At 72.3% G+C, this 25,259-nt stretch carries 23 protein-coding genes; 12 read left to right on the forward strand and 11 right to left on the reverse strand.

Annotated elements, in window-relative coordinates:
* Positions 1–123 precede the first annotated feature (123 nt).
* Positions 124–1,899 (forward strand): aspartate--tRNA ligase, encoded by a 1,776-nt coding sequence (gene aspS / locus AF335_RS13605; RefSeq protein ID WP_102918566.1) that lies wholly within the window; start codon positions 124–126, stop codon positions 1,897–1,899.
* Between the two features lie 121 nt (positions 1,900–2,020).
* Here aspS and AF335_RS34605 read toward each other — a convergent pair whose 3' ends face one another.
* From AF335_RS34605 to AF335_RS13630, 5 genes are all read right to left on the reverse strand, one after another.
* Positions 2,021–2,389 carry a response regulator gene (locus AF335_RS34605; protein WP_102918567.1) on the reverse strand — a complete coding sequence of 123 codons (369 nt, stop codon included), beginning with the start codon at positions 2,387–2,389 and terminating at the stop codon, positions 2,021–2,023.
* A gap of 164 nt (positions 2,390–2,553) precedes the next feature.
* Positions 2,554–4,272: a methionine--tRNA ligase gene (metG, locus tag AF335_RS13615; RefSeq protein WP_102918568.1), complete on the reverse strand. Its 1,719-nt coding sequence runs from the start codon at positions 4,270–4,272 to the stop codon at positions 2,554–2,556.
* Positions 4,273–4,401: 129 nt separating this feature from the next.
* Positions 4,402–4,671, reverse strand: a complete 270-nt coding sequence (locus AF335_RS13620; protein WP_102918569.1) for a DUF7848 domain-containing protein — start codon at positions 4,669–4,671, stop codon at positions 4,402–4,404.
* The gene (locus AF335_RS13625; protein ID WP_102918570.1) at positions 4,659–4,955 is read right to left on the reverse strand and encodes a hypothetical protein; all 297 of its coding nucleotides are present in this window, start codon (positions 4,953–4,955) and stop codon (positions 4,659–4,661) included. Before AF335_RS13625 ends, AF335_RS13620 begins: the two co-directional genes overlap by 13 nt.
* 66 nt (positions 4,956–5,021) lie before the next feature.
* Positions 5,022–6,041: a hypothetical protein gene (locus AF335_RS13630; RefSeq protein WP_146045512.1), complete on the reverse strand. Its 1,020-nt coding sequence runs from the start codon at positions 6,039–6,041 to the stop codon at positions 5,022–5,024.
* A gap of 48 nt (positions 6,042–6,089) precedes the next feature.
* Here AF335_RS13630 and AF335_RS13635 point away from each other — a divergent pair, with 48 nt between their 5' ends.
* The 4 genes from AF335_RS13635 to AF335_RS13650 all read left to right on the forward strand — a co-directional run bounded on the left by AF335_RS13635 (position 6,090) and on the right by AF335_RS13650 (position 10,115).
* A complete protein-coding gene (locus AF335_RS13635) occupies positions 6,090–6,686 on the forward strand; it encodes a TetR/AcrR family transcriptional regulator (RefSeq protein ID WP_102918572.1) in 597 nt (198 codons plus the stop codon).
* A gap of 148 nt (positions 6,687–6,834) precedes the next feature.
* Positions 6,835–8,046, forward strand: a complete 1,212-nt coding sequence (locus AF335_RS13640) for an RICIN domain-containing protein (RefSeq protein WP_102918573.1) — start codon at positions 6,835–6,837, stop codon at positions 8,044–8,046.
* A gap of 387 nt (positions 8,047–8,433) precedes the next feature.
* Positions 8,434–9,087, forward strand: a complete 654-nt coding sequence (locus tag AF335_RS13645; RefSeq protein WP_102918574.1) for a response regulator transcription factor — start codon at positions 8,434–8,436, stop codon at positions 9,085–9,087.
* The gene (locus tag AF335_RS13650; RefSeq protein WP_102918575.1) at positions 9,084–10,115 is read left to right on the forward strand and encodes a sensor histidine kinase; all 1,032 of its coding nucleotides are present in this window, start codon (positions 9,084–9,086) and stop codon (positions 10,113–10,115) included. The genes AF335_RS13645 and AF335_RS13650 overlap by 4 nt, the downstream gene beginning before the upstream one ends.
* Before the next feature lie 199 nt (positions 10,116–10,314).
* Here the strand turns inward: AF335_RS13650 and AF335_RS36185 are convergent, their stop codons facing one another.
* From AF335_RS36185 to AF335_RS13665, 3 genes are all read right to left on the reverse strand, one after another.
* A complete protein-coding gene (locus tag AF335_RS36185) occupies positions 10,315–11,637 on the reverse strand; it encodes a VWA domain-containing protein (protein ID WP_102918576.1) in 1,323 nt (440 codons plus the stop codon).
* Positions 11,638–11,927: 290 nt separating this feature from the next.
* A complete protein-coding gene (locus AF335_RS13660; RefSeq protein ID WP_102918577.1) occupies positions 11,928–13,301 on the reverse strand; it encodes a carotenoid oxygenase family protein in 1,374 nt (457 codons plus the stop codon).
* Between the two features lie 152 nt (positions 13,302–13,453).
* Positions 13,454–14,008 (reverse strand): GNAT family N-acetyltransferase, encoded by a 555-nt coding sequence (locus AF335_RS13665; RefSeq protein WP_102918578.1) that lies wholly within the window; start codon positions 14,006–14,008, stop codon positions 13,454–13,456.
* A 267-nt stretch (positions 14,009–14,275) separates the two neighbouring features.
* On the opposite strand from AF335_RS13665, the gene AF335_RS13670 reads away from it, so the two are divergent.
* On the forward strand, positions 14,276–15,454 hold the full coding sequence (locus tag AF335_RS13670; RefSeq protein ID WP_102918579.1) for an alpha/beta hydrolase: 1,179 nt from the start codon (positions 14,276–14,278) through the stop codon (positions 15,452–15,454).
* Positions 15,455–15,532: 78 nt separating this feature from the next.
* On the opposite strand, the gene AF335_RS13675 is transcribed toward AF335_RS13670, so the two are convergent.
* Positions 15,533–16,150, reverse strand: coding sequence for a TetR/AcrR family transcriptional regulator (locus AF335_RS13675; protein ID WP_102918580.1), 618 nt, complete (start codon positions 16,148–16,150; stop codon positions 15,533–15,535).
* Between the two features lie 505 nt (positions 16,151–16,655).
* Here AF335_RS13675 and AF335_RS13680 point away from each other — a divergent pair.
* Entirely contained in the window at positions 16,656–17,156 is a 501-nt protein-coding gene (locus AF335_RS13680) for a rodlin (RefSeq protein WP_311775591.1), read from the forward strand.
* A gap of 194 nt (positions 17,157–17,350) precedes the next feature.
* Complete coding sequence (locus AF335_RS13685) at positions 17,351–17,860, forward strand: rodlin (protein WP_311775592.1); 510 nt, start codon at positions 17,351–17,353, stop codon at positions 17,858–17,860.
* A gap of 75 nt (positions 17,861–17,935) precedes the next feature.
* Here AF335_RS13685 and AF335_RS13690 read toward each other — a convergent pair whose 3' ends face one another.
* Together AF335_RS13690 and AF335_RS13695 are read right to left on the reverse strand one after the other, a co-directional pair.
* Entirely contained in the window at positions 17,936–19,114 is a 1,179-nt protein-coding gene (locus AF335_RS13690; RefSeq protein WP_102918581.1) for a 3-hydroxybenzoate 6-monooxygenase, read from the reverse strand.
* Positions 19,115–19,305: 191 nt separating this feature from the next.
* Complete coding sequence (locus AF335_RS13695; RefSeq protein ID WP_102918582.1) at positions 19,306–19,998, reverse strand: SDR family NAD(P)-dependent oxidoreductase; 693 nt, start codon at positions 19,996–19,998, stop codon at positions 19,306–19,308.
* A 267-nt stretch (positions 19,999–20,265) separates the two neighbouring features.
* Here AF335_RS13695 and AF335_RS13700 point away from each other — a divergent pair, with 267 nt between their 5' ends.
* The 4 genes from AF335_RS13700 (at position 20,266) to AF335_RS13715 (ending at position 25,034) form a co-directional block, all read left to right on the forward strand.
* Positions 20,266–20,748 (forward strand): SRPBCC family protein, encoded by a 483-nt coding sequence (locus tag AF335_RS13700; RefSeq protein WP_170127681.1) that lies wholly within the window; start codon positions 20,266–20,268, stop codon positions 20,746–20,748.
* 20 nt (positions 20,749–20,768) lie between these two features.
* Positions 20,769–22,436, forward strand: a complete 1,668-nt coding sequence (locus AF335_RS13705) for an FAD-binding oxidoreductase (RefSeq protein ID WP_102918584.1) — start codon at positions 20,769–20,771, stop codon at positions 22,434–22,436.
* Positions 22,437–22,628: 192 nt separating this feature from the next.
* Positions 22,629–24,215 carry an MFS transporter gene (locus AF335_RS13710; protein ID WP_102918585.1) on the forward strand — a complete coding sequence of 529 codons (1,587 nt, stop codon included), beginning with the start codon at positions 22,629–22,631 and terminating at the stop codon, positions 24,213–24,215.
* Between the two features lie 57 nt (positions 24,216–24,272).
* Complete coding sequence (locus AF335_RS13715; RefSeq protein WP_102918586.1) at positions 24,273–25,034, forward strand: SDR family NAD(P)-dependent oxidoreductase; 762 nt, start codon at positions 24,273–24,275, stop codon at positions 25,032–25,034.
* Positions 25,035–25,259 lie beyond the last annotated feature (225 nt).

Here is a 25,259-nt window from a genome sequence, read left to right on the forward strand (position 1 = left end):
AGTAGGTAGGCTTGCACACGCGCCGCTGCGACGCTAACCCGGCGCGCCTCCAGCGCGAGACGCCTCGATCAGCGAGTTCGGCCCACGACCTCGAACACCCCTCGACCACGACTTGGATGAACGATGCATCGGTACCGGTCCCACACCTGCGGCGAGCTCCGTGCGGCTGACGTCGACACCGACGTGCGACTGAGTGGCTGGCTGCACAATCGGCGCGACCTGGGCGGCATCCTCTTCATCGATCTCCGCGACCACCACGGCCTGGTCCAGCTGGTCGCCCGCCCCGGCACCCCCGCCAACGAGGCCCTGAGCCACCTCACCAAGGAGACCGTCGTCCGCGTGGACGGCAAGGTCATGAGCCGCGGCGCGGACAACGTCAACCCCGACCTCTCCACCGGTGAGATCGAGGTCGAGGTCACCGAGGTGGAGGTGCTGGGCACCGCCGAGCAGATCCCCTTCACCATCAACGCCGACGACGGCGTCAACGAGGAGCGGCGCCTGGAGTACCGCTTCCTCGACCTGCGCCGTGAGCGCATGCACCGCAACATCATGCTGCGCTCCGCCGTCATCGCGTCGATGCGGCAGAAGATGACGGCCCTGGGCTTCAACGAGATGGCCACCCCGATCCTGTCCGCCACCTCCCCCGAGGGCGCGCGCGACTTCCTGGTGCCGTCCCGGCTGCACGCCGGCAAGTTCTACGCCCTGCCGCAGGCCCCGCAGCAGTTCAAGCAGCTGCTGATGATCGCGGGCTTCGACCGCTACTTCCAGATCGCGCCCTGCTTCCGCGACGAGGACGCCCGCGCGGACCGCTCGCCGGGCGAGTTCTACCAGCTCGACGTCGAGATGTCCTTCGTCGAGCAGGAGGACGTCTTCCAGGTCATCGAGAAGGTCATGACCGACCTCTTCGAGGAGTTCGGCAACGGCCGCCACGTCACCTCGCCGTTCCCGCGGATCCCGTTCCGCGAGGCCATGCTGAAGTACGGCTCCGACAAGCCGGACCTGCGCGCCAAGCTGGAGCTCGTCGACGTCTCCGACGTCTTCGCCGGCTCGGAGTTCAAGGCGTTCGCGGGCAAGCACGTCCGCGCGCTGGCCGTCCCGGCCACCGGTGACCAGCCGCGCAAGTTCTTCGACGGCCTCGGCGACTACGCCGTCGAGCAGGGCGCGAAGGGCCTGGCCTGGGTCCGCGTGGGCGAGGAGCTGGCGCTGACCGGCCCGATCGCCAAGTTCCTCACCGAGGAGAACGTCAAGGCCCTCGCCGAGCGCCTCGGCCTGGAGCCCGGCCACGCGATCTTCTTCGGCGCGGGCGAGTTCGACGAGGTCTCCAAGATCATGGGCGCCGTGCGCGTCGAGGCCGCCAAGCGCGCCGGCCAGTTCGAGGAGAACGTCTTCCGCTTCTGCTGGATCGTCGACTTCCCGATGTTCGAGAAGAACGAGGACACCGGCCAGGTCGAGTTCTCGCACAACCCGTTCTCCATGCCGCAGGGCGGCCTGGAGGCGCTGAACACGATGGACCCGCTGGACATCCTCGCCTGGCAGTACGACATCGTCTGCAACGGCACCGAGCTGTCCTCCGGCGCCATCCGTAACCACGAGCCCGAGGTGATGTACCGCGCCTTCGAGATCGCCGGTTACAGCAACGAGGAGGTCGAGAAGGAGTTCGGCGGCATGCTGCGCGCCTTCAAGTTCGGCGCCCCGCCGCACGGCGGCATCGCCCCGGGCGTCGACCGCATCGTGATGCTGCTGGCCGACGAGCCGAACATCCGCGAGACCATCGCCTTCCCGCTCAACGGCAACGCCCAGGACCTGCTGATGGGCGCCCCGAGCGAGGTCGACGAGGCCCGCCTGAAGGAGCTCCACCTGTCGCTGCGCAAGGCGCCGCAGGTCAAGCCCGTCCAGTAAGGCCGGCGCGCCTCTGGCGCACGTACGCGCGAGGGCCCGGAACCGCCGATGTGGTTCCGGGCCCTCGCGCGTACGCGGCCCTGCCCGCGGTCCCTCGCCGGTGCGGCGCCCTCCGCGGCCGTCACATCAGCGCCGTCACCAGCGGCAGCCGGGGGCAGCAGCCCGCCGCGGCGTGCACGGCGCGCGCCAGCCGCCCCTGGGTGAGCCGGCGGTTCCAGAGCACGGAACGCACCCCGTACTCCGCCACGGCCATCAGCTCCGTCTCGCCCAGCTCGTCCGCGACCAGCACCACCGGTGCCCCGCCGTCCCGGGCCCGCCGGCGCAGCTCGGCCGCGGCGGCGGTGTCGTCCACCCCCATCAGCACGACCTCGACGTCCCCCGGCCCGCGCACCACACGCAGCTCGGGCAGCTCCCGGAGCCTGCGTACGAAGCGGGCCCGGCTGAGCTCGTCGGTGGCGTGGACGCTCACCGTGATGCGTTTTACGAACACTGCGCTTCCTCGTCTTCCCCGTTTTCCCCCGTGATTCGACGTGCTCCAGCCTGCCGGGACGGCTTCAACGAACGATTGCCGATCGATCAACGCGCATAAACGAGGGCCCGGAACCGAAAGGTCCCGGGCCCTCGCTCATACCGGGCCGCAGCCCGGCGGGTGTGTCACGCCGCCTCGTCGCCGCCGCCGAAGCGCTCGCGGTAGGACTCCAGGTCCTCCTCGGTGATCTTCGCGAAGAGCACCGGGGGGACCGAGAAGGCCGTGCCCGCGGGGACGGACGACAGCGACCGCGCCTCGTCCGCCGTCACCCAGGTCGCGGTGTCGTCGGCGAGCGCGAACGCCTTGCGCATGGCCGCGGCCGAGGAGGGGATGAACGGCTCCGAGACCACCGAGTAGAGGTGGATGAGGTTCATCGCCGTGCGCAGCGTCAGGGCCGCGGCCTCCGGGTCGGTCTTGATCTCCAGCCAGGGGGCCTTGGCCTCCAGGTAGGAGTTGCCCGCGCTCCACAGGGCGCGCAGTGCCTGCGCCGCCTTGCGGAACTGCATGGCCTCCATGTGCTCCTCGTACTCCCGGAGCAGCTGGGCGATCTCCCGGCCCAGGGCGGCCTCGGCCTCGCCCGCCTCGGCGCCGGCCGGGACCTCCTCGCCGAAGCGCTTCTTCGAGAAGGACAGGACGCGGTTGACGAAGTTGCCCAGGACGTCGGCGAGGTCCTTGTTCACGGTGGCCGAGAACAGCTCCCAGGTGAACGACGTGTCGTCCGACTCGGGGGCGTTGGCCATCATGAAGTAGCGCCAGTAGTCGGCGGGCAGCAGCTCCAGGGCGTCGTGGGTGAAGACGCCGCGCTTCTGGGACGTGGAGAACTTGCCGCCGTAGTAGTTCAGCCAGTTGAACGCCTTGACGTAGTCGACCTTCTTCCACGGCTCGCGGGTGCCGAGCTGGGTGGCCGGGAACATCACCGTGTGGAACGGGACGTTGTCCTTGCCCATGAACTGGGTGTAGCGGACGTCCGTCGCCTCGTACCACCAGGACTTCCAGTCGCGGTTCGCCGGGTCCTGGTCCGCCCACTCCTTCGTCGCGCCGATGTACTCGATCGGGGCGTCGAACCAGACGTAGAAGACCTTGCCCTCGGCGGCCAGCTCCGGCCAGGTGTCGGCCGGGACCGGGACGCCCCAGTCCAGGTCACGGGTGATCGCGCGGTCGTTGAGGCCCTCGGTCAGCCACTTGCGGGCGATCGAGGAGGCCAGGATCGGCCAGTCCTTGCCGTGCTCGTCGATCCACGCCTCGACCTCGCCCTGCAGCTTGGACTGCAGGAGGAAGAGGTGCTTGGTCTCGCGGACCTCCAGCTCGCTGCTGCCGCTGATCGCCGAGCGGGCGTCGATCAGGTCCGTGGGGTCGAGGACGCGGGTGCAGTTCTCGCACTGGTCGCCACGGGCCTTGTCGTAGCCGCAGTGCGGGCAGGTGCCGACGATATAGCGGTCGGGCAGGAAGCGGCCGTCGGCCAGGGAGTAGACCTGGCGGATCGAGCGCTCCTCGATGAACCCGTTCTCCTGCAGGCGGCGCGCGAAGTGCTGGGTGATCTCCCGGTTCTCCGGGGAGGAGCTGCGGCCGAAGTAGTCGAAGGACAGCCCGAAGCCGTCGTAGATCGCCTTCTGGGCGTCGTGCTGCTTGGCGCAGAACTCGGCCACGGGCAGGCCGAGCTCCTTGGCGCCCAGCTCGGCCGGGGTGCCGTGCTCGTCGGTGGCACAGATGTAGAGCGTCTCGCGGCCGGTCTGGCGGAGGTACCTGGCGTACACATCGGCCGGGAGCATGGACCCCACCATGTTGCCCAGGTGCTTGATCCCGTTGATGTACGGAAGGGCGCTGGTGATGAGGTGTCGAGCCATTTCCGGCTGCTCCCTGGTCGCGGTGTGCAGAAGTCCTTAGCGTATCCGAGCGCCGGCCCTGCGCCGCGCTGTATTAACGGGCGGCGGGGGCGCCGGCACCCGGTGGTCCGCGGCCGGGCGGGGCGCGGGTCATGTACGGCTCGCGGTGGGCGGCGGTTCGGCCATCCACGCGCGCCAGGGCCTGGTGATCACCTCCCGGTAGGTGTGGTGCGAGGGGTTCCGGCCCGCGTGCCGGAAGGTCCAGCCCTGTGCGTGCGTCAGGTCCTCCACGACGCCCGAACTCTCCTCGCAGACCGCGCACTGCATGGCGTACGTGATCGGCTCCGCGTCCGGCTCCCGGTCCGGCTGGAGGGTCCAGGTGCCGAACAGGAACACCGCGCGCGCGGTCAAAGCCCCCACCTGCTCTCGGCGTTCAGCCGGGCCACGCGGGCGCGCAGGGTCTCGGCCTCGGACGCGGGGCGGGCGTACTCGGGAGGGCAGTCCCACTCGACGCCGCCCTGGGGAGGGCGGAGCTGAAGCCGGCCGGCGTGCCGGTCCATGACCTGTCCGAGCCGGTCGGTGCGGGTGTCGACGGCGTAGCTGACCGGGCCGGCCGGGGGGACCGGGCCGAGCGGGCCCGCCCGGCCGGCCGGGCCGGGCCGGGGAGAGGGGGTGGGGAGCGCGGGGGGGTTTTCTTTGCTCACCTTCTTAAGATGCCCACTGAGACGGGGCCTGATCGGTGACCGTGCGGGTACGCAGGGTGACGTTGTTCAGTGGGTGGTCGCGGGATGCCGCAGGGACCGGTGTGCCCACCCGAGGAGTGCCAGTACGCCCAGGGTGATCGCGGTGTTGGTCGCGAATTTGGCCGCCGCCGAGGGGTGGCCGAGCGGCTCGACCGCGAAGGACAACAGCGCGTTCACCATCAGGGCGGCGCCGCCCGCGGCCAGTACGTGCTTTCGGCCCCAGCCCGCGCGTTTGGACCAGCGCGGGAGCAGCGCGCCGAGCGCGGTGAGCAGTGCGGCGTCGGCGGCGGCGCCCGGCCAGGTCGGCGGCACGTTCTGATGGACGGCCAGGGCCACGGCGGCGCAGCACGCGACGGCCCAGGGGGCGGGCGCGCGGGTGCCGGCGGTGCCCGGGGCGGCGGCCGGACGGCGGCGGGGCAGGGCGAAGGCGGTCGCGCAGAGGGCGAGCACGGCGGCGGCGGTGCCGGCGATCTGCGCCGGGGCGGCGTTGAAGTGCTCGGTCCGCAGGTGGTCCTGGTGGATGAGGGCGGCGGCCGCCAGGTACAGCAGGGGCAGGACGATCAGGCCGGTGCGGCCGAGCCAGGGGCGGTCGGCCAGCCGGGGCGTACACGCCTCGATGACGGCGATGGGCGCGCAGAAGCTCCAGACCATGTGGCCCACGAGGAAGTTGAGTGCCATGGAGACGCCGATGCCGAGGCCCGGGACGAAGGTGGGCCGCAGGGTCTCCTGCCAGTCCGGTACGTCGCGGTAGTCGTCGTTGAACAGCGACTGGTCGATGAGCCCGGCCTGGACCAGCCCGAAGGCGAGGCCGAGCAGCAGCATCGACGGCCAGCCGCGCCCGGTGCGGCGGACGGCCTCCCGGATCAGCACGGCGACCGTGCCGTAGAGCGGCCCCAGGATCAGCAGCCCCGCCAGGAGCTCCTTCGGGCGGCCGATGGTGTCGCCGTAGCCGATCAGGTACTCGGCCGCGACCGGGGACAGGAACATCAGGCCGAGGACCGGTATCCAGCGGCGGCGGGCCCGTGCGGGCGTCGGAGGCGTCTGCATCGCATTATTAGAGCACGCACTCTAGAGTGCGTGCTCTAATATTTCGCCATGCGTACCGTCGACCCCGAACAGCACGCCCGGAAGCGGGCCCTGATCCTCCGAGCCGCGGCACAGGAGTTCGCCCTCCACGGCGTGGACGGCACCTCCACCGCGAGCGTCTGCCGGCGCGCGGGGATCGGCTCGGGCACCCTCTTCCACTACTTCCCCACCAAGCGCGCCCTGTTCCACGCGCTGTTCGCCGACGACCTGCCGCGGGCCGCCGCGGCCCGGGAGCGGGCGCTGGCCGCCGGGCGGCCCGGCGACGGCCTCGGCCTGCTGGTGGACCACCTGCTCGCCGACCTCGCGGACCCGCTCGTCCCGGGGCTGCTGGCGGCGGCCGTCTTCGAGGCCAACCGGGACGAGGAGTTCGCCGTGCTGGTCGCGACGGACGAGGCCCTGACCCGTGCCGCGCTGACCACGCTGCTGGAGCGGATGGCGGCCGACGGGCACCGGCTGGAGTTCGCGCCCGAGCGCGTCGCCGGATGGATCCTGCGGCTGTCCGACGCCTGCTATCTGGCCGCCGGGGAGGAGGGCTTCGACCCCGTGTCGCAGACCGCCGAGCTGCACCGGATCGTCGACGGGCTGGTGGGCCGGGCGACGGGCTGAGCCGGGTCAATCCTCCATGGTCGGAAACGGCCTGATCCGGTCCCGTTCTGGCCGAGTCGGCACGGTCGACCCATGGCGGGGCGGCTCCTAGGGTGAAACGGCCCCGCCGGAACAGCCGGTGTTCCGCCGGCCGCTTCCAGGAGGGTCCATGAGCGTCGACACCCGGTCCGCGTACCTGCTCAGGAACGAGCGGACCGGGCTGTATCTGACGGTGAGGGACGCCGGCGAGGGCGCTCCGGCGGACATCGTCCAGGAGGCGCTCCAGGACTGGCCGCTGCGGGCGGGGCAGGCGTGGCGGCTGGAGCCCGGCGAGGGCGGCGAGGACACCTACGGGATCAGGAACCAGCGCAGCGGGCGGTGTCTGCGGGCCCGCCGGCGCGTCGGCGAGCCCGGGGCGGCCGTGGTCCGGGCGCGCCCGGAGGAGAGCGGTCCGGCGTACCGGAGCTGGCTGCTCGCCAATATGGACCTGCACCGGTTCTCGCATGTCCACGGCGGGCTGTGGCCGGGCGCCGGGGGTGCGGGCGAGGCCCCGGCCGGGGGCGTCGTGATCGACCAGTGCCGTGAGCGCGCGGGCGGGGACGGGGCGGCCCAGCGGTGGCACTTCGAGCCGGCCGGGCCGCGTGTCGCGCGCAAGACCTTCGACGCGCTGGCCGGGCTGGTCGTGCGACCGGGCCCGAGCCGCCTGGTCACCGCCGCGACCCGGGGCCGGGGGAGGGCCCCGGAGGCCGGTGCCGGGGTGTTCGGCGCCGCGTCGAAGTGGGCGGCGGTGCCGGACCGGACGCCGTATATGCGCTTCGACGGCTTCCGGGGCGACGAGGTCGTCCGCTTCTCGCAGCGGAACCGGATCGAGGACGGGCCACGGAAGATCGCCGAGCGGTTCCCGCACCTGCCGGAGGAGTTCCACGGCGGCTTCGACTTCGTCACCACCACGCCGTGCGGCTCGGCCCACCCGTATCTGGGCGTCAAGGACGGTCTCGCGGTCGAGTTCTCCGAGCGGGGCTCCCGGGACCTGCCGCCCGGCCGTCTCCTCCCCGGCGGGGGACCGGTGACCGGCCGGCCGCTGAAGGCGGTGGCCGCGGCGCCGGACGGCTCGCGCTATCTGGTGTTCGGGGAGTGCGGCACGGCGGTCGTCGGCCTCTCCGGCGGGCGGTACGGGCGCGAGGTCCGGGAGGCGGCCCTGGGGCATGTGCCCGAGGACTTCCGGGCGCCGGACACGATCGCCTCCGCCGCCGTGGGCGACGAGATGCACTACTTCGCCACGAAGGGCGACCGGTACCTCGTCTTCACCTTCCGCGAGGTGATCCAGGGGCCCGCGAAGATCCTCGGTGCCTACCCCTTCCTGCTGGACCTCTGGGCGTAGTGCCCGCCGGGCCGCGTGCGAAACGCCGTCCGTGAGCGCCTCCGCCGAAGCGCTCCGATGTGTACCCAGGTGGCGGGAGGTGCCCTCCCGCCACTCCCGCCACCCGGGTTCCCCTCCCCCTCCGTGGTCTCGCGCCCCGGTGCCCGGAAGTCACTCCAGAATCCGAAGCGTGATCCTACGGCTACCTAGCGTAGTCATGTGAGCGGGTCTCCGTCACGGTCCGGAAGGGGCGCGCTGAGGTGTTCCCGGGCGCGGATGGCGTGCGGGCGGGCACCGGCGCCCCGCCCTCCGCGGAGCCCGCCCGCACATAAGGAGACATTTGCGAAACATCTCCTCCTGTACACCCTCATCCTGGAAGGGGGCGCACCGAAGGAGAGGCACGACGACATGCGGATACTGGTCGCCGAGGACGAGGAGACGCTGGCCGAGATCGTGGCCACCGGGCTGCGCCGGGCCGGCTTCGCCGTGGACACCGTCTACAGCGGGGACGCCGCGATCGCCTACCTCTCCCTCCACGACTACGACGTCGTCGTCCTCGACCGCGACCTGCCCCGGGTGCACGGCGACGACGTCGCCCGGCACCTCGTCGGCACCGGCTCCCGCACCCGGATCCTGATGCTCACCGCCGCCGGCAGCATGGAGGACCGGGTGGCGGGCCTCGACCTCGGGGCGGACGACTATCTGCCCAAGCCCTTCGAGTTCCCCGAACTGGTCTCGCGGGTACGGGCGCTCCGGCGGCGCAGCGCACGGCCCGCGCCGCCGCTCCTGGAGCGGGACGGCCTCCGGCTGGACACCGTGCGGCGGACGGCGGAGCGGGACGGCCGGGTGCTGGAGCTCTCGCCCAAGGAGTTCTCGCTGCTCCAGATCCTGCTGGAGGCCGAGGGCGCGGTCGTCAGCGCCGAGGAGCTCCTGGAGCGGGCCTGGGACGCGCACGCCGACCCCTTCACGGGCGCGGTGCGCGTCGCCATGAGCAAGCTGCGCGGCAAGCTCGGCGACCCACCGCTGATCCGTACCGTGCAGGGCGTCGGGTACGCCCTGTGAGCCCGGCGCGGCTGCTCGCCCCCACCGCCCGCACCCGGATCGCCGTCGCCTTCGGCGCCGTCTTCGTCGTCCTGGGCGGGCTGCTGCTGCTCACCGTCAACCTCCTCTCGCGGGCCGGTACGCGCGAACGGGCGGGGACCATCGCACGGCTGGCGGTGCCGGTGCGGGGGGCGGAGTCCGGGACCTCGCTGCCGTCGGAGGCCCGGGACGCGACCGTCTCCACGGTCTACCGCGTCTCCGGCGACGTCAGCGCGGCCGCCTCCAGCGAGCTGATCCTCTGGTCCGGGGTGGCCCTGCTGCTCACCGCCCTGCTCGCGGTGGGCGTCGGCTGGTGGATCGCGGGCCGGGCGCTGCGCCCGGTGCACGCGGCCTTCGACAGCCAGCGCCGGTTCGTCTCCAACGCCTCGCACGAGCTGCGGACCCCGCTGGCCACCCAGCGGGCGGCCATCCAGGTGGGCCTGGACGGCGACCCCTCACCGGCCGAGCTGGCCCGGACGAAGGAGGTCCTGCTCGCCGCGAACCGCCGCTCCGAGCGGCTCATCGACGGACTGCTGGTGCTGGCCCGCAGCGAGCGCGGGCTGGAGCGGCGCGAACCGTGCGACCTGGCCGAGGTGGTCGAGGAGGAGGTCGCGGCCGTCGCGGGCCGGGCCGGGCGGCTGGAGGTCCGGATCGGTGTCGAGGCCGGACCGGCGCCGCTGTCCGGCAACCGCGTGCTGCTCGCCCAGCTGACCGGCAACCTGCTGCGCAACGCCGTCGAGTACAACCACCGGGGCGGCACCGTCGAGGTCAGGGTCGAACCGGGCCGGCTCTCCGTGCGCAACACGGGTCCGCTCGTCGCGGCGACGGACGTGGCGGGCCTCTTCGAACCGTTCCGGCGGGGGCGCGGGCGGGAGCGGACGGGTGGGGCGGGGGCGGGGCTGGGGCTGTCGATCGTACGGTCGATCGCGCGGGCTCATGGGGGGGTGGTGCGGGCTGTTCCGGCGGTGGGGGGTGGGTTGCGGGTGACGGTGGAGCTGCCGGCTCCGTGAGCGGGGGTGGGTGCGCCTGCGGCGGGCTTTTCCCTACCCGCCCCTTCCCGCTGTATCCGATATGCGGCTCCGCCGCGTGCGGGGCTTCGCCCCAGGCCCCCTTTCCGCGCTGACGCGCGGTGTCCTCAAGCTCCCCCAGCTACCGCTGGGAGGTGCCCCCGGACGGGCTGATTTGCAGCCCGTCCGGCCCCGCCTCGCATCAGTCCCGCACGATCCCCGCCGCCCGGGCCTCCGCCAGCCAGTCCGGGAACTCCACCATCAGTTCCTTGTACAGACCCGCGTCCCCCAGCCCCCGCGGATCCCGCCCCGCGTGGAAGAAGCCCGCGTTGTCCACGACCCTCTTCTCCGGCACCGGAAGGTCGTCCAGCTTCCGCAGGAAGTCGAAGCCCTTGCCCTCCGGGTCGCCGAAGCCGACGAACTGCCAGAAGATCGGCAGCTCCGCCGCCCGGCACAGCGCGCGCTCCGCGGCGGCCTTGCTGTACGGGCCGCCGTCGGTCTGGAAGATCACGAACGCGGGGTCGGTGGCACCCGACTCGCGGTAGTGCTCGATCACCTTCTCCATCGCCCAGTGGTAGTTGGTGCGGCCCATGTGCCCCATGCCGGCGTGCAGTTCCTCGATGCGGCCCGCGTACTCGGTGAGGCTCAGCTCGGCGACGCCGTCGACGTCCGTGGAGAAGAAGACGACGGGCACGACGCCGTCGTCGTCGAGGTTGGCGGACAGCCCCAGGGCCTGCTCGGCGAGGTGCTGCACGCTGCCGTTCCGGTAGTACTCGCGCATCGAACCCGAGCGGTCGAGGACCAGGTAGACCGCCGCCCGCTGTCCGGTGAGGCCCTGCTTCTCCAGCGAGACCCCGGCTTCCTTGTAGAGGCTGACCAGCCCGGGGGCGGTCTTCGTCAGCTTCTCCAGGCTCACCGCGGGGGCCTGCTCGCGCGGCGGCATCGCGGGCGACGGCTCCGGGACGGGGCCGGGCTCGGGGCGGGGCCGCGCGGGGCGCGGGGTGGGCTCGGGCTCCGGCAGCGGCTCGGGGCTCGGTGCGGGCACCGGGTCCGGCTCCGGTACGGGCTTGGGGGCCGGCATCGGGGTGGGCGAGGGCTCCGGCTGCGGGAGCGGGTCCGGCACCGGGCCCGGGGTGGGGCCGAGCGGGCCGGGGTCGGGGATGGTGTCCGCGGCGGGCTGCTGGGGCTGCGCGGGCACCGGGGCCCGGAAGAACCCGGCGGGCTCACCGGCGGGCTCGTCGGCGGGCTCCGGCACGGGCCCCTCGGCGGAGGCCCGCGGCCGGGCGATGGCCGGCTGACCGGCGGCCTCCCCGTCCCGTACGCCCGCGGGCGCCGGCTCCGTGGCCGGCGCGGGTACGGCCGCCACGCCGCCCGCGGGCTCCTTCCCGGCACCGGCACCGGCCGGCTCCCCGCCGTCGGCGCCGGCCGGACCCGCGTTCTGCTGGGGCAGGCCGGGTTCGTCGCGCCCGGCAGCCGCTGTCCTGGACCGGCCGAACGCGTTCCGCAGCAGACTCCGAATGCCCATGGGGAGAAGTCCTTCACATGTCTCGGGAGCTATGAAATGTCCGTAGTGCGGGGAAAAGTCCCGTGTCCGGACGGCTAGGTAAGGCTAGCTGTCGCACCCGCCCCAGCGTGCTCAGGACCCTCATAAGCCTTCCTCCGCAAACACCGTTGGGGGAAAGTACCCGCCTCCACTCGTACCCGTGTGCCCCTGCGAAGGGATTTCTCCCTCTTCCCGCGCGCGATTTCGTGGTGCGCCCCCCTCTTCCCGCCTCCCTCGTCCCGGCCGCCTTCCGCCTTCCGCCACCCGCCCTCTCACTCGCCGTCAGGGATCCAGTTGCCGTGGAAGCCCAGCGGCACCCGCACCGGCAGGTGCACCTTCGCGACCGGCCCGGCCGCGAAGTCCTGGGCGGCCAGCACCAGCAGGTCCGACGCCGCGCGCTCGGGGTCGTAGGCGTAGGCCAGCACCCAGCCGTCGTCCTCGGCCGCCTCCGGGGCGGCGGGGACGAACGCGCCCTCGCCGACGTCGCCCGCCGGGTGGACCAGGAAGGTCTCGCTCGTGCCGCGCTCCAGGTCGTGCTTGACCAGCCCCGCCCCCAGCCGGTCCACGCCGGCGCCGCCCGGCGCGGGATCCTCCAGCATCGTGTAGCCGAAGCGGTTCCGGCCGGTCAGCGCGCGTGGATCCGCGCGCGGGAACTCCACCGGGCGGTCGTCGACCGGCTGCCGCCGCACCGAGCCCGCCGCCGGGTCGACCGTCCAGCGCTCCAGCCGGGAGGGGGTGGCCGGGGTCTTCGCGCGGGTGTCGAAGAGGCGCTCGTAGGCGACGAGATGGATGGTGATCACGCCGTTCCGCTCATGGGCGTTCATGGGGTGGAAGACGAAGCACGGATCGACCTCCAGCCAGCGCACGTCCCCCGCGCCCCCGTCGCGCGGGAGCACGCCCAGGCGCGCGGGGCGCGCGTCGTCCCAGTGCACGCGGAACTCGCCGCCGGGCGTGGGCGCGGCGTAGACGACCGGCAGGTCGTACAGCAGGACGTGCCGCTCGGTCAGCGAGAAGTCGTGCATGAGCGGGTGTCCCTCGACGGGGACGTCCACCCGGTGCCGCACCCGGCCGTCCGTGCCCGCGACCAGGTACTGCACATACGGCCGGGCCACGCAGTACGCGACGGTGTGCAGCTCGCCGCTCGCCGGGTCGATCACGGTGTGCGCGGCCAGCCCGCCGGGCAGCGTGCCGTGGAAGTCGAACGGCCCGATCGTGTGCAGCTCGTCGTCCAGTTCGTACGGCAGCGAGCCGCCCTCGACCAGTGCGAGGAGGTGCCCGGCGAACCGCTGGACGTGGGTGTTGGGCGCGAAGTCCAGGCCCAGGTGGCGCGGCCCGTGCAGCAGCTTCTCGCCGAGCCGCCCGGCCACCGAGTCGGAGCGGATCCAGCGGTTGCGGTACCACTCGGCGTGGCCGTCGCGCAGCCGCACGCCGTGCACCATGCCCTCGCCGCCGAACCAGCCGTACGTGGCCGGATCCGGGTCGCCCAGGGGGTTGGGGCCGTTGCGCAGATAGCGGCCGCGCAGCGACTCGGGCAGCCGTCCGGTCACCGGCAGGTCGATCGCGGTGATCTCCTCGCGCACGGGCGCGTAGAGACCGCTGAGATACCGGTTGGCGGCCGGCCGGGCCGTGCCGACGTCCTCGGTCATGTGCGCTCCCCTCCCGCCGCCCCACCGCCGCCCCGGCCGCGGGGCCGCTTCCCTTCCCCCACCATCCAGCGGAAGAACCTGTTCGGCCAGAGGGCGGAGGGAGGCGAAGGAGGCTTGCGGGAGGCGCCCCGGCGGGCCCGTCGGCCCGGCCGTCATCTGCGCAGCGGCCGGGTGAACACCTCCGGCGCCGGACCGCCCGGGACGGCGGGCCGCAGCGTGCCGGCCGCCGACCAGCCCCAGGCGCGGCGGGCCGCGCGGACCGCCTGGCTCCGGGCGTCCATCGGCGCGAGGACCACCGCCGCCAGCGCCGCGCCGCTGCCCGACAGCAGCCGGTCGTGCAGCCGCCTGCCGAGGCCCTGGCGGCGGTGCCGGGGCAGCACCATCAGCTCGGCGAGGACGAAGACCCGGCCCGCGGCCGTCAGCTCCTCCAGCTGCTCGGGGACGGGTCCGGAGAAGTCGCGCCACAGGCCGCCGTCCCGTGCCGCCGGGTATCCGTACGCGCAGCCCACCGGCCCCCCGCCGTCGGCGAGCATCAGGTCGAAGCCGGGCCGCGCGGAGGCTCCGGCGAGCTGTTCCAGGAAGGGAGCGCGGCCGCCGAGGGTCTCGGCCGGCGGCCGTCCGTACGCCGCTCCGTGCAGGTCCGCGAGCTGTTCGCGGTACTGCTCGGCCTGCCATCGGCTCAACCTGCGCAAGAAGACTTCGCCCATGCAGCCCTTTCTGCCCAGCGTGGCTCGCACCCACCCCCGGACGGGGCCGGTAACCGGCCATGCCGGGGTTCGTTGTCGCTTTCGGCGCCCCGGGTACCCGGTTTCGCGCCCGCCAACGGAGGTGGGCGCCCAGGCCAAGGGCAGGACAAGAACCGGGTAAGAAATGGGTCGAGAGCAACCCTGTCCACCCATTACGGCCTCTTCATCGGTGAACATGACCGGACCGAACACGAGTACCCATCACAAGGGCGGGGAGTTGAGAGCCGTATGGGCCTGACCAGCAGGTCGCTTCTGTACACGGTGGTCTTCGTCGCCGTGCTCTGCGTGGGGCTCACCGTCTGGCTGTGGCCCCGGCTCTCCGGGCGCGGCGTGCTGCCGGTGCTGGGCCGGCTCGGCGCGATCCTCACCACCCAGCTGACGATCATGTCGGCGGTACTGCTCGCGGTGAACTCCGCCCAGAGCTTCTACGGCACCTGGGGTCAGCTGATCGGCCGGTACGACCGCTCGCCCGGCCAGGTCACCACCGCGACCGACCTCGCGGGCACCGGGGCCCGGGTGGACACCGGCAAGGGCGGGCTGGTGCAGCCCGGCGCGCCGGAGGGGCTGGAGAAGGCCGGGCTGCCCAAGGGCCCGCCGGAGCAGGTCGGCAAGATGGAGTCGATCAAGATCATCGGCCGTCGGTCGCAGGCGGCCGCCCCGGCGTTCGTCTATCTGCCCCCGCAGTACTTCCAGAAGCAGTACGAGCGCCAGCGCTTCCCCGTGATCGTGGCCATCACCGGCTACCCGGGCGGCACCGAGAGCCTCGCCCAGCACCTCCAGGTGCCGAAGACCGCGAGCAAGCTGATCTCCGAGAACAAGATGCAGCCGACCGTCGTCGTGATGCTCTCGCCGAACATCGCGATGCCCCGCGACACCGAGTGCGTGGACGTCCCCGGCGGCCCGCAGTCCGAGACCTTCCTGACCAAGGACCTGCCCGACGCGCTCCGCAGCGGCTACCGGGTCGGCCACAAGGCGAGCGCCTGGGGCGCCCTCGGCTACTCCTCGGGCGGCACCTGTTCGCTGCTGCTCGCCATGCGTCAGCCCGACGTCTACCCGGCGGCCGCGGCGCTCTCCGGCGACTACAAGGTCGGCACCGACCTCACCACGGGCGACCTCTTCGGCAAGGGGGCGGACGAGCGGAAGCGGCGCCAGGAGCACGACCTGATCTGGCGGCTGCGGAACATGCCCGCGCCCCGCGCCACGGTGCTGGTCACCAGCAGCCTGCACGGCGAGAAGAACCTCAAGGAGACGAAGCGCTTCCTGGACGCGGTGCGGCCGCCGATGAAGGCGGACAAGATGATCCTCCCCGAGGGCAGCCACAACTTCGCCACCTGGCGGCGCGAGATCTCCCCGGCCATGGAGTGGATGGGCAAGCAGCTGGTCTTCCCGCAGGACGTCAACGGCTGACCCCCGGGCGGCACGGCGGGGCCGGGGCGGTGATCCACCCCCCCGGCCCCGCCGTGTCCGTACGGGCGGTCCCGGCCGTCAGCCCTTGCCGGAGCCGACGGCCTCGGTGGCCGCCGCCCCGGGCGCGTCGGCGGCCGAGTCCAGCGTCTCCAGGGCCACGGTGAGCAGCGCCTGCCGCTTCTGCTCCTCCGTCCCGCCCACCTCGTCCAGGGTGAACGCCCCGAAGTGGACGGTCAGCAGCGCGCTGGCGACCCGGACGTGGGTGTCGAACGGGACGCCGCCCGCGTGCATCAGGCGGGCGATGGACTCCACCCGCTCGCGCAGCGTCTGGCCGACGGCGAGGTCCCGCAGGGTCGCCTGGTTCTCCTGGAGGATGTGGTAGATCGGGATGGCCGACTTCAGGGCCGCGCTGTAGCGGGCCAGCAGCTCGCGCCGGGTGGCCGGGCCGGGTGGCTGTTCCTTGGCCCAGGCGATGAGTTCGTCGACCGGGCGGCCCAGCTCCGCGGAGATCGCGCTGAGGATGTCTTCCTTCGTCTTGAAGTGGTAGTACAGCGCCGCCTTGGTGACGCCGAGCTCCTCGGCGATCTCCCGTAGCGACGTCTTCTCGTAACCACGCGAGACGAAGAGGTCCAGGGCCGTTTTCTGGATGCGCTCACGGGTGTCGCTCCTGCGCGCCTGGGGGGTGCTGCTGCCCATGGGTCTCTCCTGCTGTCGTTGTGAACCTTCCGTCCCCCGCCGGGACTTGTGCCCGCCGCGCGATCGGTCCGGTCCCGCCGGCCTCCCTCGGACCGCCGCCGCGCGTGAGGTGGGGAGTGGAGATCATGCCGCAGGAAGCGGGCGCGGCGGAGGGCGCACGGGGGACCGCGACACCACCGGCACGTAATACGTACATTTTCGTGATCGCCACCGGCTCCGGTTCGAACACGGGTCGGGGCACCGCCCGTGACCTGCCCGGCGACCCCGGGCCGGGGTCCGTGCCGGCCCGTGCCCGAGCCGGTGCCGACCCCGCCGAGTGGCCCGTCCGGCCCGGTCCGGGGGAACTCATGGAAAAGCGCCGGTCATAAGAGATCCCGTCATATCAATTTCTCCGGGTGGTGGATCCAATGGCTCAAATGAGTGAAAGCCCGGAACCTCTGCATAAGACAGGAGTTATTCAGAACGCTTTCCCAGTGGGGGCGCTACACGATCGAAAGGCATAGACGTGCTCAAGAAGGTAATCGCCACGGCCGCCCTGACGGCATCCGCGGTCGGCACCCTCGCCGGTCCCGCCCTGGCGATCGGCAACGACGATGACGTCGCCAACGGCAACGCCGCCAAGACCGGTTACGGCAACACCAAGACCGGTGGCAAGGAAAGCCCGCAGATGAGCCTTATCCAGGGCACGCTGAACAAGCCGTGCCTGGGTATCGGCAAGCTCGAGATCCAGTCCGTCCTGGCGCTGCTCAACATCGGCCTCCAGGACATCCCGATCCTGTCCTCCCAGCAGCAGCAGCAGTGCACCGACAACTCCACGATCAAGGACGGCGACGACCCGCTGTCGCACCTCCTCGACGAGATCCCGATCATTTCGGGCAACGGCTCCGGCAACCACTCGAACGGTGGCCACGGTGGTCACGGCGGGCACGAGGGCTTCGGCGGGCACGGCGGCTTCGGGGACCACGGCTTCGGTGGTCATGGCTTCGGCGACCACGGCATGAAGTAGCCACAGGTCCGGAATTCCCTCGGCCGCGGGTGTGCGGGCCCCGCGGCCGGGGGGTTTCCCGCGTCCCGGTGCGTGGGCGTACTTATTCTGATCAGGTCGCACCGGTGGGCCGATGGAGTGAATGCCGATAACCTCCATGGATTTCCCGAGTTAGCCAGAGCGCTCCCGTATATCGACCAGAGCGAAGGAATAGCGTGATCAAGAAAGTACTGGCCACAACGGCGCTCGTGGCTTCCGCGGCCGGCGTCTCGACCGCCCCGGCGATGGCGGTGGGCAACAGCGACGACGTGGCGAACGCGAACGGCGCGCACCAGGAGTACGGCAACACCTACACGGGCGGCTACATGAGCCCCCAGATGGGTCTGATCAACGGCTCCCTCAACAAGCCGTGCATCGGCATCGGAAAGCTCGGCGCGCAATCGCTCCTCGCCCTGCTCAACGTCGGCCTCCAGGACATCCCGATCCTGTCCTCCCAGCAGCAGCAGACCTGCACCGAGAACTCCACGATCCACGACGGCGACGACCCGCTGTCGCACATCCTGGACGAGGTGCCCCTCATCTCGGGCAACGGTTCGTTCAACCGTGAGCACGGGCGCGGCCACCACGGGCACCACGGCCACGACGGCTACCGCGGTGACCACGACGACTACGACGACCACGAGGGTCACTACGGTCACCACGACGGCCACCACGACGGCCACTGACACCGGGCCGTACGCGCCGAAGCCGCCCCCGGTACCTTCCGGGGGCGGTTCCTCGGCGTTCCCGTGCGCGGCGGGTCAGCGCACGCCGGCGTGCAGCCAGTCGACCTTGTCGTAGAGGTCCTCGGCCGTGAGCGAGGACAGCATCTCGTTGCGGGCGCGGGCGGCGTCGCCGGTCGGGTGGTACAGCCGCCTGCCCATCTCACGGGCCACCAGCTGGGTGCGGCAGGTGCGTTCGCGGCGCCCGGCGTTGTACTTCTCCAGCCGCCGTCCGAAGGCCGGCTCGTCCCCGGCGGCGCCCGCGAGGACCTCGCCGAGCAGCACCGCGTCCTCCAGGGCCATGCACGCGCCCTGCGCCGCGTACTGGAGCATCGGGTGCGCCGCGTCGCCGAGCAGGGCCACCCGGCCGTCCGTCCAGCCGGCGATCGGGTCGCGGTCGCACAGCACCCACGCCCGCCAGTTCTCGCCGAGGGCCAGCAGCCGGCGGGCCGCGTCGCCGAGGTCGGGGAACTCGGCGGTCACCCGGGCCGCGTCGACCAGCACCCCCGTCATCGCCTCCGTGGCCGCGTCGTCCCTGGTGGCGGCCAGGTTCAGGGACTTGCCGCGCGCGATGGGGTAGTGCACGAAGTGCCACTTGGGCCCGGCCCAGAGGGTGACGCTGTTCCAGCGCAGCTCCTCCGGCACCCGCTCCATCGGGATGACCGAGCGGTAGATGGTGTGGCCGGAGACCCGCGGGGCGCCGTCGCCGACGAGCTGCCGGCGCACGGCCGAGCGGATGCCGTCGGCGCCGATCAGGGCGTGCCCGTGGAACTCCCGCCCGGTGCAGGTCACCGCCGTCACCCCGGCGCCGTCCTGCGCGTACCGCACCACGTAGTTGCCGCCGAGCAGGACGACGGACGGGTGGGCGCGGCAGGCGTCGAGCAGCGCCTGGTAGAGGTCGCCGCGGTGGACGACCGCGTACGGGTTCCCGAAGCGCTCACGGTAGGCGCCGGTCAGCGGCATGGCGGCGACGCGCTCGCCGGTGAGGCCGTCCATGAACCGCAACTCGTCGATGAGCACCGCGCGTTCGCGGACCGCCGGGCCGACGCCCAGCCGGTCGAGGGCGAGGAAGGCGTTGGGCCCCAGCTGGATGCCCGCCCCGACCTCCTCGAAGACCTCGCTGCGCTCCAGGACGGTCACCGTATGGCCCTGCCGGGCGATGGAGACCGCCGCGGCGAGGCCGCCGATGCCGCCTCCGGCGATGAGGATGTTGACCACGTCTCTCGCTGTCCTCTCTCGGTACGCGCCGGTCCGCCGCCCGCGAGGGGCCGGGGCCGGACCCCGGGCGGACCGGGGCCCGGCGGACGGGCCGGGGAAAGGGAAGGAAAGGGGGGAAGGAAGAGGGGAAGGGCGGAGGAGGGGAAGGGCAGAGGGGAAAAAGGGGCCGGGGGAAAGGCCGGGCGGGGAATTCAGACGGCGGTCTTGCGGTCCAGTACGAGATCGTGGCCGACCACGTACGACGCTTCGTCCGACGCCAGCCACAGCACCGTCTCCGCGATCTCCTCGACCTTCGCCCCGCGCCCCAGCGGGCAAGGGCTGATCGCGTTGATACGGACGCCCTTGTCGATGTACTCGCGCGCCGCGGTCTGAGTGAGCGTGCTGACCGCCGCCTTGGAGGCGGCATACGCGCCCAGGCCCGGCAGCATGCCCTGTGAACCGATATTGCTGGCGGTATTCACGATCACCCCGCCGCCGTTCTTCTCCATGTGCGCGATCTCGTGCTTCATCGACAGCCAGACACCGGTCAGATTCGCCGCCAGGGTCTCTCCCCAGACGTTCTCGCCGATCTCCGCGACCGGCTGCTCGGGGCCGAGTTCGGTGACGTTGTTGAAGGCGATGTCCAGCTGTCCGTGCCGGGCCACCACGGCCTCGACCACGGCCTTCGCGTCGCCCCTTTCGGCGTCCGAGACATCTGCTGTACCGCAACTGGCCTTTCCGCCCAGCGCTTTGATCTCCTCGACCGTCTCGTGCAGCATCTCGGGGTGCCGTCCGGCGACCACGACCTCGGCCCCCTCACGTGCGAAGGCGAAGGCGGCGGCGCGGCCGATGCCCTCGCCGCCACCCGTGACCAGGACGACCTTGCCAGCGAATCGTTTGGACATCGTGTCTCTCCTGTTTCTGCTCTCACCATTCCCGGGGAAGGCATTCGCGGTCCGCCGAGGCGTTCTCACGCGATCCATCCTCGAACGGGGACCACTGCCCCGCGCCGGTCGTCCGGCGCAGTACGTCAGGTGTCCGCGCCGACCTGACACGCCCCCGGTCACCTGACGAACTCGCCCGGGGCGCCTTGAAGTTGACGTCCGCGAAATCGAAGAATTCTCGCGCCAGCACCGATGAGGAGTTCGACCGGCGCTCGATCAGGAGAACGAATGATTACGCTTTCGTGGACCCGTCAGGTCAACACCGCAGGAGAGGCCGGAAAGCCGGCCACCACCCGGGGCCAGCTGTGGCGGGCGCTGCTCCACAAGGCGGAGCACCCGGTCGGCTACGTCCCGGCCATCACCTCGTGCCGGATCCTGGAGCGCTACGGCGACGGCTTCCTGCGCGAGGCCACGCGCGGCGACCGCACGCTCGTCCAGCGTGTGACCCCCGACGAGACCTCGGGGCGGATCACCTTCCGGCACACGGACGCGTCCGATCTGCACACCATCACCAACCAGATCGGTGAGGACGCCCACGGCAACCTCACCCTGACGCTCAGCATCACCCTCACCGACGCGCCGTCGGAGGCCGTGCTCGGCCAGAACTCCTATCTGCGGGAACTCGACACCGACTTCGCCGTGACGCTCGACGCGATGACCGCCGTGCTGCGGCGCAACGCGGTCAGCGCGTCGGACGCGCTGCGGCACTGAAGCCCTGAGGTGAGAACGGAATGCGCGACTACCCACGTGACGCCGGGTACCCCCGGCGTCGCTTTCTCGCCGGTACCGCCGCCGCCGGAGCGACGGCGGCGGTACTCGGCACGGTGGGCACCCTCCCCGGTGCCCCGCCGGCCACGGCCACCGGCGCGGCGGAGGGCGTCGGCGAGGCAGTGGTACCGGCGTTCGGCCCCGTCACCGTCAAGCCCTCGGACCGGCGCTATCCCGACCTCGTCTGGGGTGCCAACCGGCGCTGGGTGGGCACCCCGGACAGCGTGCGCCTGGTGACCACCGCCGACCATGTGGTGGCGGCCGTCCAGGAGGCCGTCGACGGCGGCGGGCAGCTCGCCGTGCGCAGCGGCGGCCACTGCTACGAGGACTTCGTGACCGGCGACGGCGTCCGGCTCGTCGTCGACATGTCCTGCATGGACGAGGTGGGCTACGACCCCGGCCGGCGGGCCTTCTTCATCGAGCCCGGTGCCCGCCTCGGCGACGCCTACCGCGCGCTCTACAAGGGCTGGGGCGTGACGATACCCGGCGGCACCTGCCCCACCGTGGGGGCGGGCGGCCATATCGTGGGCGGCGGCTACGGCGCGCTGGCCCGGCTGCACGGACTGGTGGTCGACCACCTGTACGGCGTCGAGGCCGTGGTGGTCGACCGCGACGGGAAGGCCCGTAAGGTCGTCGCCACCCGCGAGGAGACCGACCCCAACCGCGACCTGCTGTGGGCGCACACGGGGGCGGGCGGCGGCACCCTCGCGGTCGTCACCAAGTACTTGATGCGCTCGCGGGGCGCGGCCGGCGCGGACCCCGCGAAGCTGCTTCCCCAGCCGCCCTCCGAGCTGCACGTCTCCACGGTCACCTGGTCGTGGGAGCGGATGCCCGAGGCGGCCTTCACCACGATCCTCCGCAACTTCGGCCTGTGGTGCGAGCGGAACAGCGCGCCCGGCTCGCCCTACGCGAGCCTGTTCAGCCAGCTCAAGCCCACCCACAGGTCGGCCGGCTCGTTCTCCATGACCACCCAGATCGACGCCGCCGCCCCGAACTCGGCGAAGCTCCTCGACGACTTCCTCGCCGCCGTCAACAAGGGCTCCGGCGTCGACTACCGCGTCGACGACCGGCGCACGATGTCCTGGCTGCACGCCACCACCTACTGGCCGGGCTTCACGGCCCCCGACTCCACCACCCGCTTCAAGGCCAAGTCCGCCTACATGCGCAAGGGTTTTCCCGACGCCCAGCTCAAGGCGTTCTACAAGCACCTGTCCCGCACGGACTTCCATGGCCCCATGTCCGTCGTGATGATCAGCACCTACGGCGGGCAGGTCAACACCGTGGCGCCCGCCGACACCGTCGTGCCGCAGCGCGACTCCGTCCTGAAGCTGCACTACATCACCTTCTGGCAGAACGCCGCCGACGACGCCCGGCACCTGTCCTGGATCCGGGAGTTCTACCAGGACGTCTACGCCGCGACCGGCGGCGTGCCCAAGCCGGGCGACGTCACCGACGGCTGCTTCGTCAACTACGCGGACGTCGACCTGAATTCGCCGCAGTGGAACGGCTCCGGAGTCCCCTGGCACGAGCTGTACTTCAAGGGGAACTACCGCAGGCTCCAGACGGTCAAGGCGCGGTGGGACCCGAGGAACGTCTTCCGGCACGGCCAGTCGATACCGCTCCCGTCCTGACGCCCGGGCCGGTGCGGCGGGGCGCGTGAACCGGCGCCCCGCCGTACGGCCGGAGGCGTCGTCCGAACAGCGCGACCCGCCGCCTGAGCGCGGTGACTTGAGCGGCGCGGCCTGATCACCGTCGTCCGATCGCCGGTACCTGATCACCAACACCCGATCACCATCACCTGAGACCGGAAAAGAGAGGCCCCCATGTCCTCCGGTACCGCACCGGCCCCGGGCGCCGCACGCGCCGGACGCGGCTTCGCCCTGCTGGGCGCCGTGCAGGTCGTGCTGATCCTGGCCATCACCATGCTGTCGCCGGCGCTGCCGGCCATCCAGCGCGACCTCGGCCTGTCCGGCGCCCAGCTGACGCTCGTCAGCGCCGCGTACGGGCTGTCCTTCAGCGGCCTGCTGATGCTCGGCGGCCGGCTCGCGGACCTCCTGGGCCGCCGCCGCTCGCTGATCGCCGGGGCCGCCGTCTTCGGGCTCGCCTCGGCCGCCGCCGGGCTGGCGCCCGGCTTCGCCGCGCTGCTCGGCGGCCGCTTCCTCCAGGGCGTCGGCGCGGCCCTCGCCGCCCCGGCGGCGATGTCCCTGGTCCGCTCGCTCTACCCGGAGGAGGGCCGGCACGCGCGGGCGCTCGCCGTGTGGGGCGGACTGGCCGGCTTCGGCGCGACGTCGGGCATGCTGCTGTCCGGCACGGTCTCGACGTGGGTGTCGTGGCGCTGGTCCTTCGTGGTGCCGGTCGCCGTGTCGCTCGTCGCCGTGCTCGCCGCCCGCCGGCTGCTGCCCACCGGGCCCGCCCCGGCGCGGGTACGGCTGGACGTTCCCGGCGCCGTCCTGGTGACCGCGGGCCTGACCGTCATGAGCTACGGGCTGGTCGAGGCGGGCGAACGGTCCTGGGGCGCCACGGTGGTGTGGCTGCCGGTGCTGGCCGGGCTGGTGCTGCTCGCGGCGTTCGTCGCCGTCGAGCTGCGGGTGTCCGACCCGCTGGTGCCGATGGGCTTCCTGCTGCGGCGGCGCCGGGCCACCGCGCTGTGGGCGACGTTCATCGGCGCGGCCGGGATGTCCACGATCTTCTTCCTGCTGTCCCTCTACTTCCAGGAGGTCCGGGGCGTCTCGCCCCTGCTGACCTCGGCGGCGTTCCTGCCCTTCAGCGCCGCTCAGCTGGCCACCGGGCTGTTCGCCGGGCGGCTCATCGCCCGCTTCGGCGGCCGGGCCGTCACCTCGGGCGGGCTGCTGCTCGCCGCGGCCGGCCTGCTGCTGATCGGGATGCTCGACTCCGGCACCCCCTACCTGGGCACGCTGCTCATCGGCCTGCTCCTCTTCCCCGTCGGCATCGCCTGTGTCTTCTCCGGCTCGACCGTCGTCGCCCTGGACGGCGTCGAGGACCACCGGGCCGGACTGGCCGGCGGCGTCGTCAACACCGCTATGGAGATCGGCCCGACGGTCGGCCTGGCCGTCCTCGTCTCCCTGGCCACCAACCGCACGACCGGCCTGCGGGACGGCGGTACGGGCCCGGCCGCGGCGACGAGCGGCGGGTACGCGTTCGCGCTGACGGTCGCGGCGGCGGCGTTCGCGGTGAGCGCGGTAGTGGCGGCCCTGGTGCTGCGCCGGGGGCGGCCGGAGCGGGCTCGTACGGAGGCTCGTACGGAGGCTCGTACGGAGGGCGCGGACCGTACGGACGGGGCGGCCGGTACGGGGCGGCCGGACCCCGGCGCGGGCACGGAACCGGCCGGGCCGCCTACCGCACCGCCCACGTCACCGCCCACCGCACCGCTCACCTCCGCGGGCACGTAGCCGGAACCCACCTGTCCTTTCCCGCACGACTCGACTCGTACTGAGGAGAAACCCGACATGACTGCTCGCTTCACCGGGAAGGTCGCCCTGGTCACGGGCGGCGGATCCAACATCGGCCGGCAGACCGCGCTGACCTTCGCCCGGGGCGGGGCCACGGTCGTCGTCGCCGGCCCCGTCCTGGCGGACCTGGAAGGGACCGTCAAGCTCATCGAGGAGGAGGGCGGCACCGCCTCGGCCGTCGTCGCCGACGTCACCCGCGCGGCCGACGTAGCGCGGATGGTGGAGACGACCGTGGAGCGCCACGGCGGCCTGCACATCGCCTTCAACAACGCGGGCATCGTCGGCCGCCCCGGCCCCAGCTCCGAGCTGGACGACGACGTCTGGGCCGCCGTCTTCGCCGTCAACACCACCGGTGTGTGGCTGTCGATGAAGCACGAGGTCGAGTACATGCGGGCGCACGGCGGCGGCGTCATCGTGAACTCCGCCTCGAACATCGGCTTCCACGGCCGCAAGCCGGGCATGGGCGCCTACGCGGCCTCCAAGGGCGCGGTGTCCATCCTCACGCGCACGGCCGCCCGGGAGTACATCGCCGAGGGCGTCCGCATCAACGCCGTGTCCCCCGGCGGCACCAACACCCCCATGTCCTTCCGGCCGGGCGAGACGGTGGAGGACCGGGACGCCCGGGTACGGGCCGCCGTGCCGATCGGGCGGGTCGGCGAGACCCGCGAGATCGCGGACGCGGTCTGCTGGCTGGCCTCGGACGAGGCGAGCTTCGTGGTGGGCCACGACCTGGTGGTGGACGGCGGGGCGACGGCCTGAGCCTGGGGGCGGGGCTTTTTCCCCTACCCGCCCCTTCCCGAATGTCCTCAATCGCCGGACGGGCTGAACTTCAGCCCGTCCGGCGCTTGAGGACACCGCGCGGAGCGCGAAAAGGGGGTCTGGGGGCGCAGCCCCCAGTTACGGGAAGGGGCGGGTAGGGGAACAGGCCCGCCGCAGGCGCCCCCCGTGGCCCCGGCCCCGTACGCCCCGGTCGCCGGGTGGGAC

Origin of the sequence: Streptomyces eurocidicus, from assembly GCF_002891295.1 — a bacterium.
Lineage (GTDB): Bacteria > Actinomycetota > Actinomycetes > Streptomycetales > Streptomycetaceae > Streptomyces > Streptomyces eurocidicus.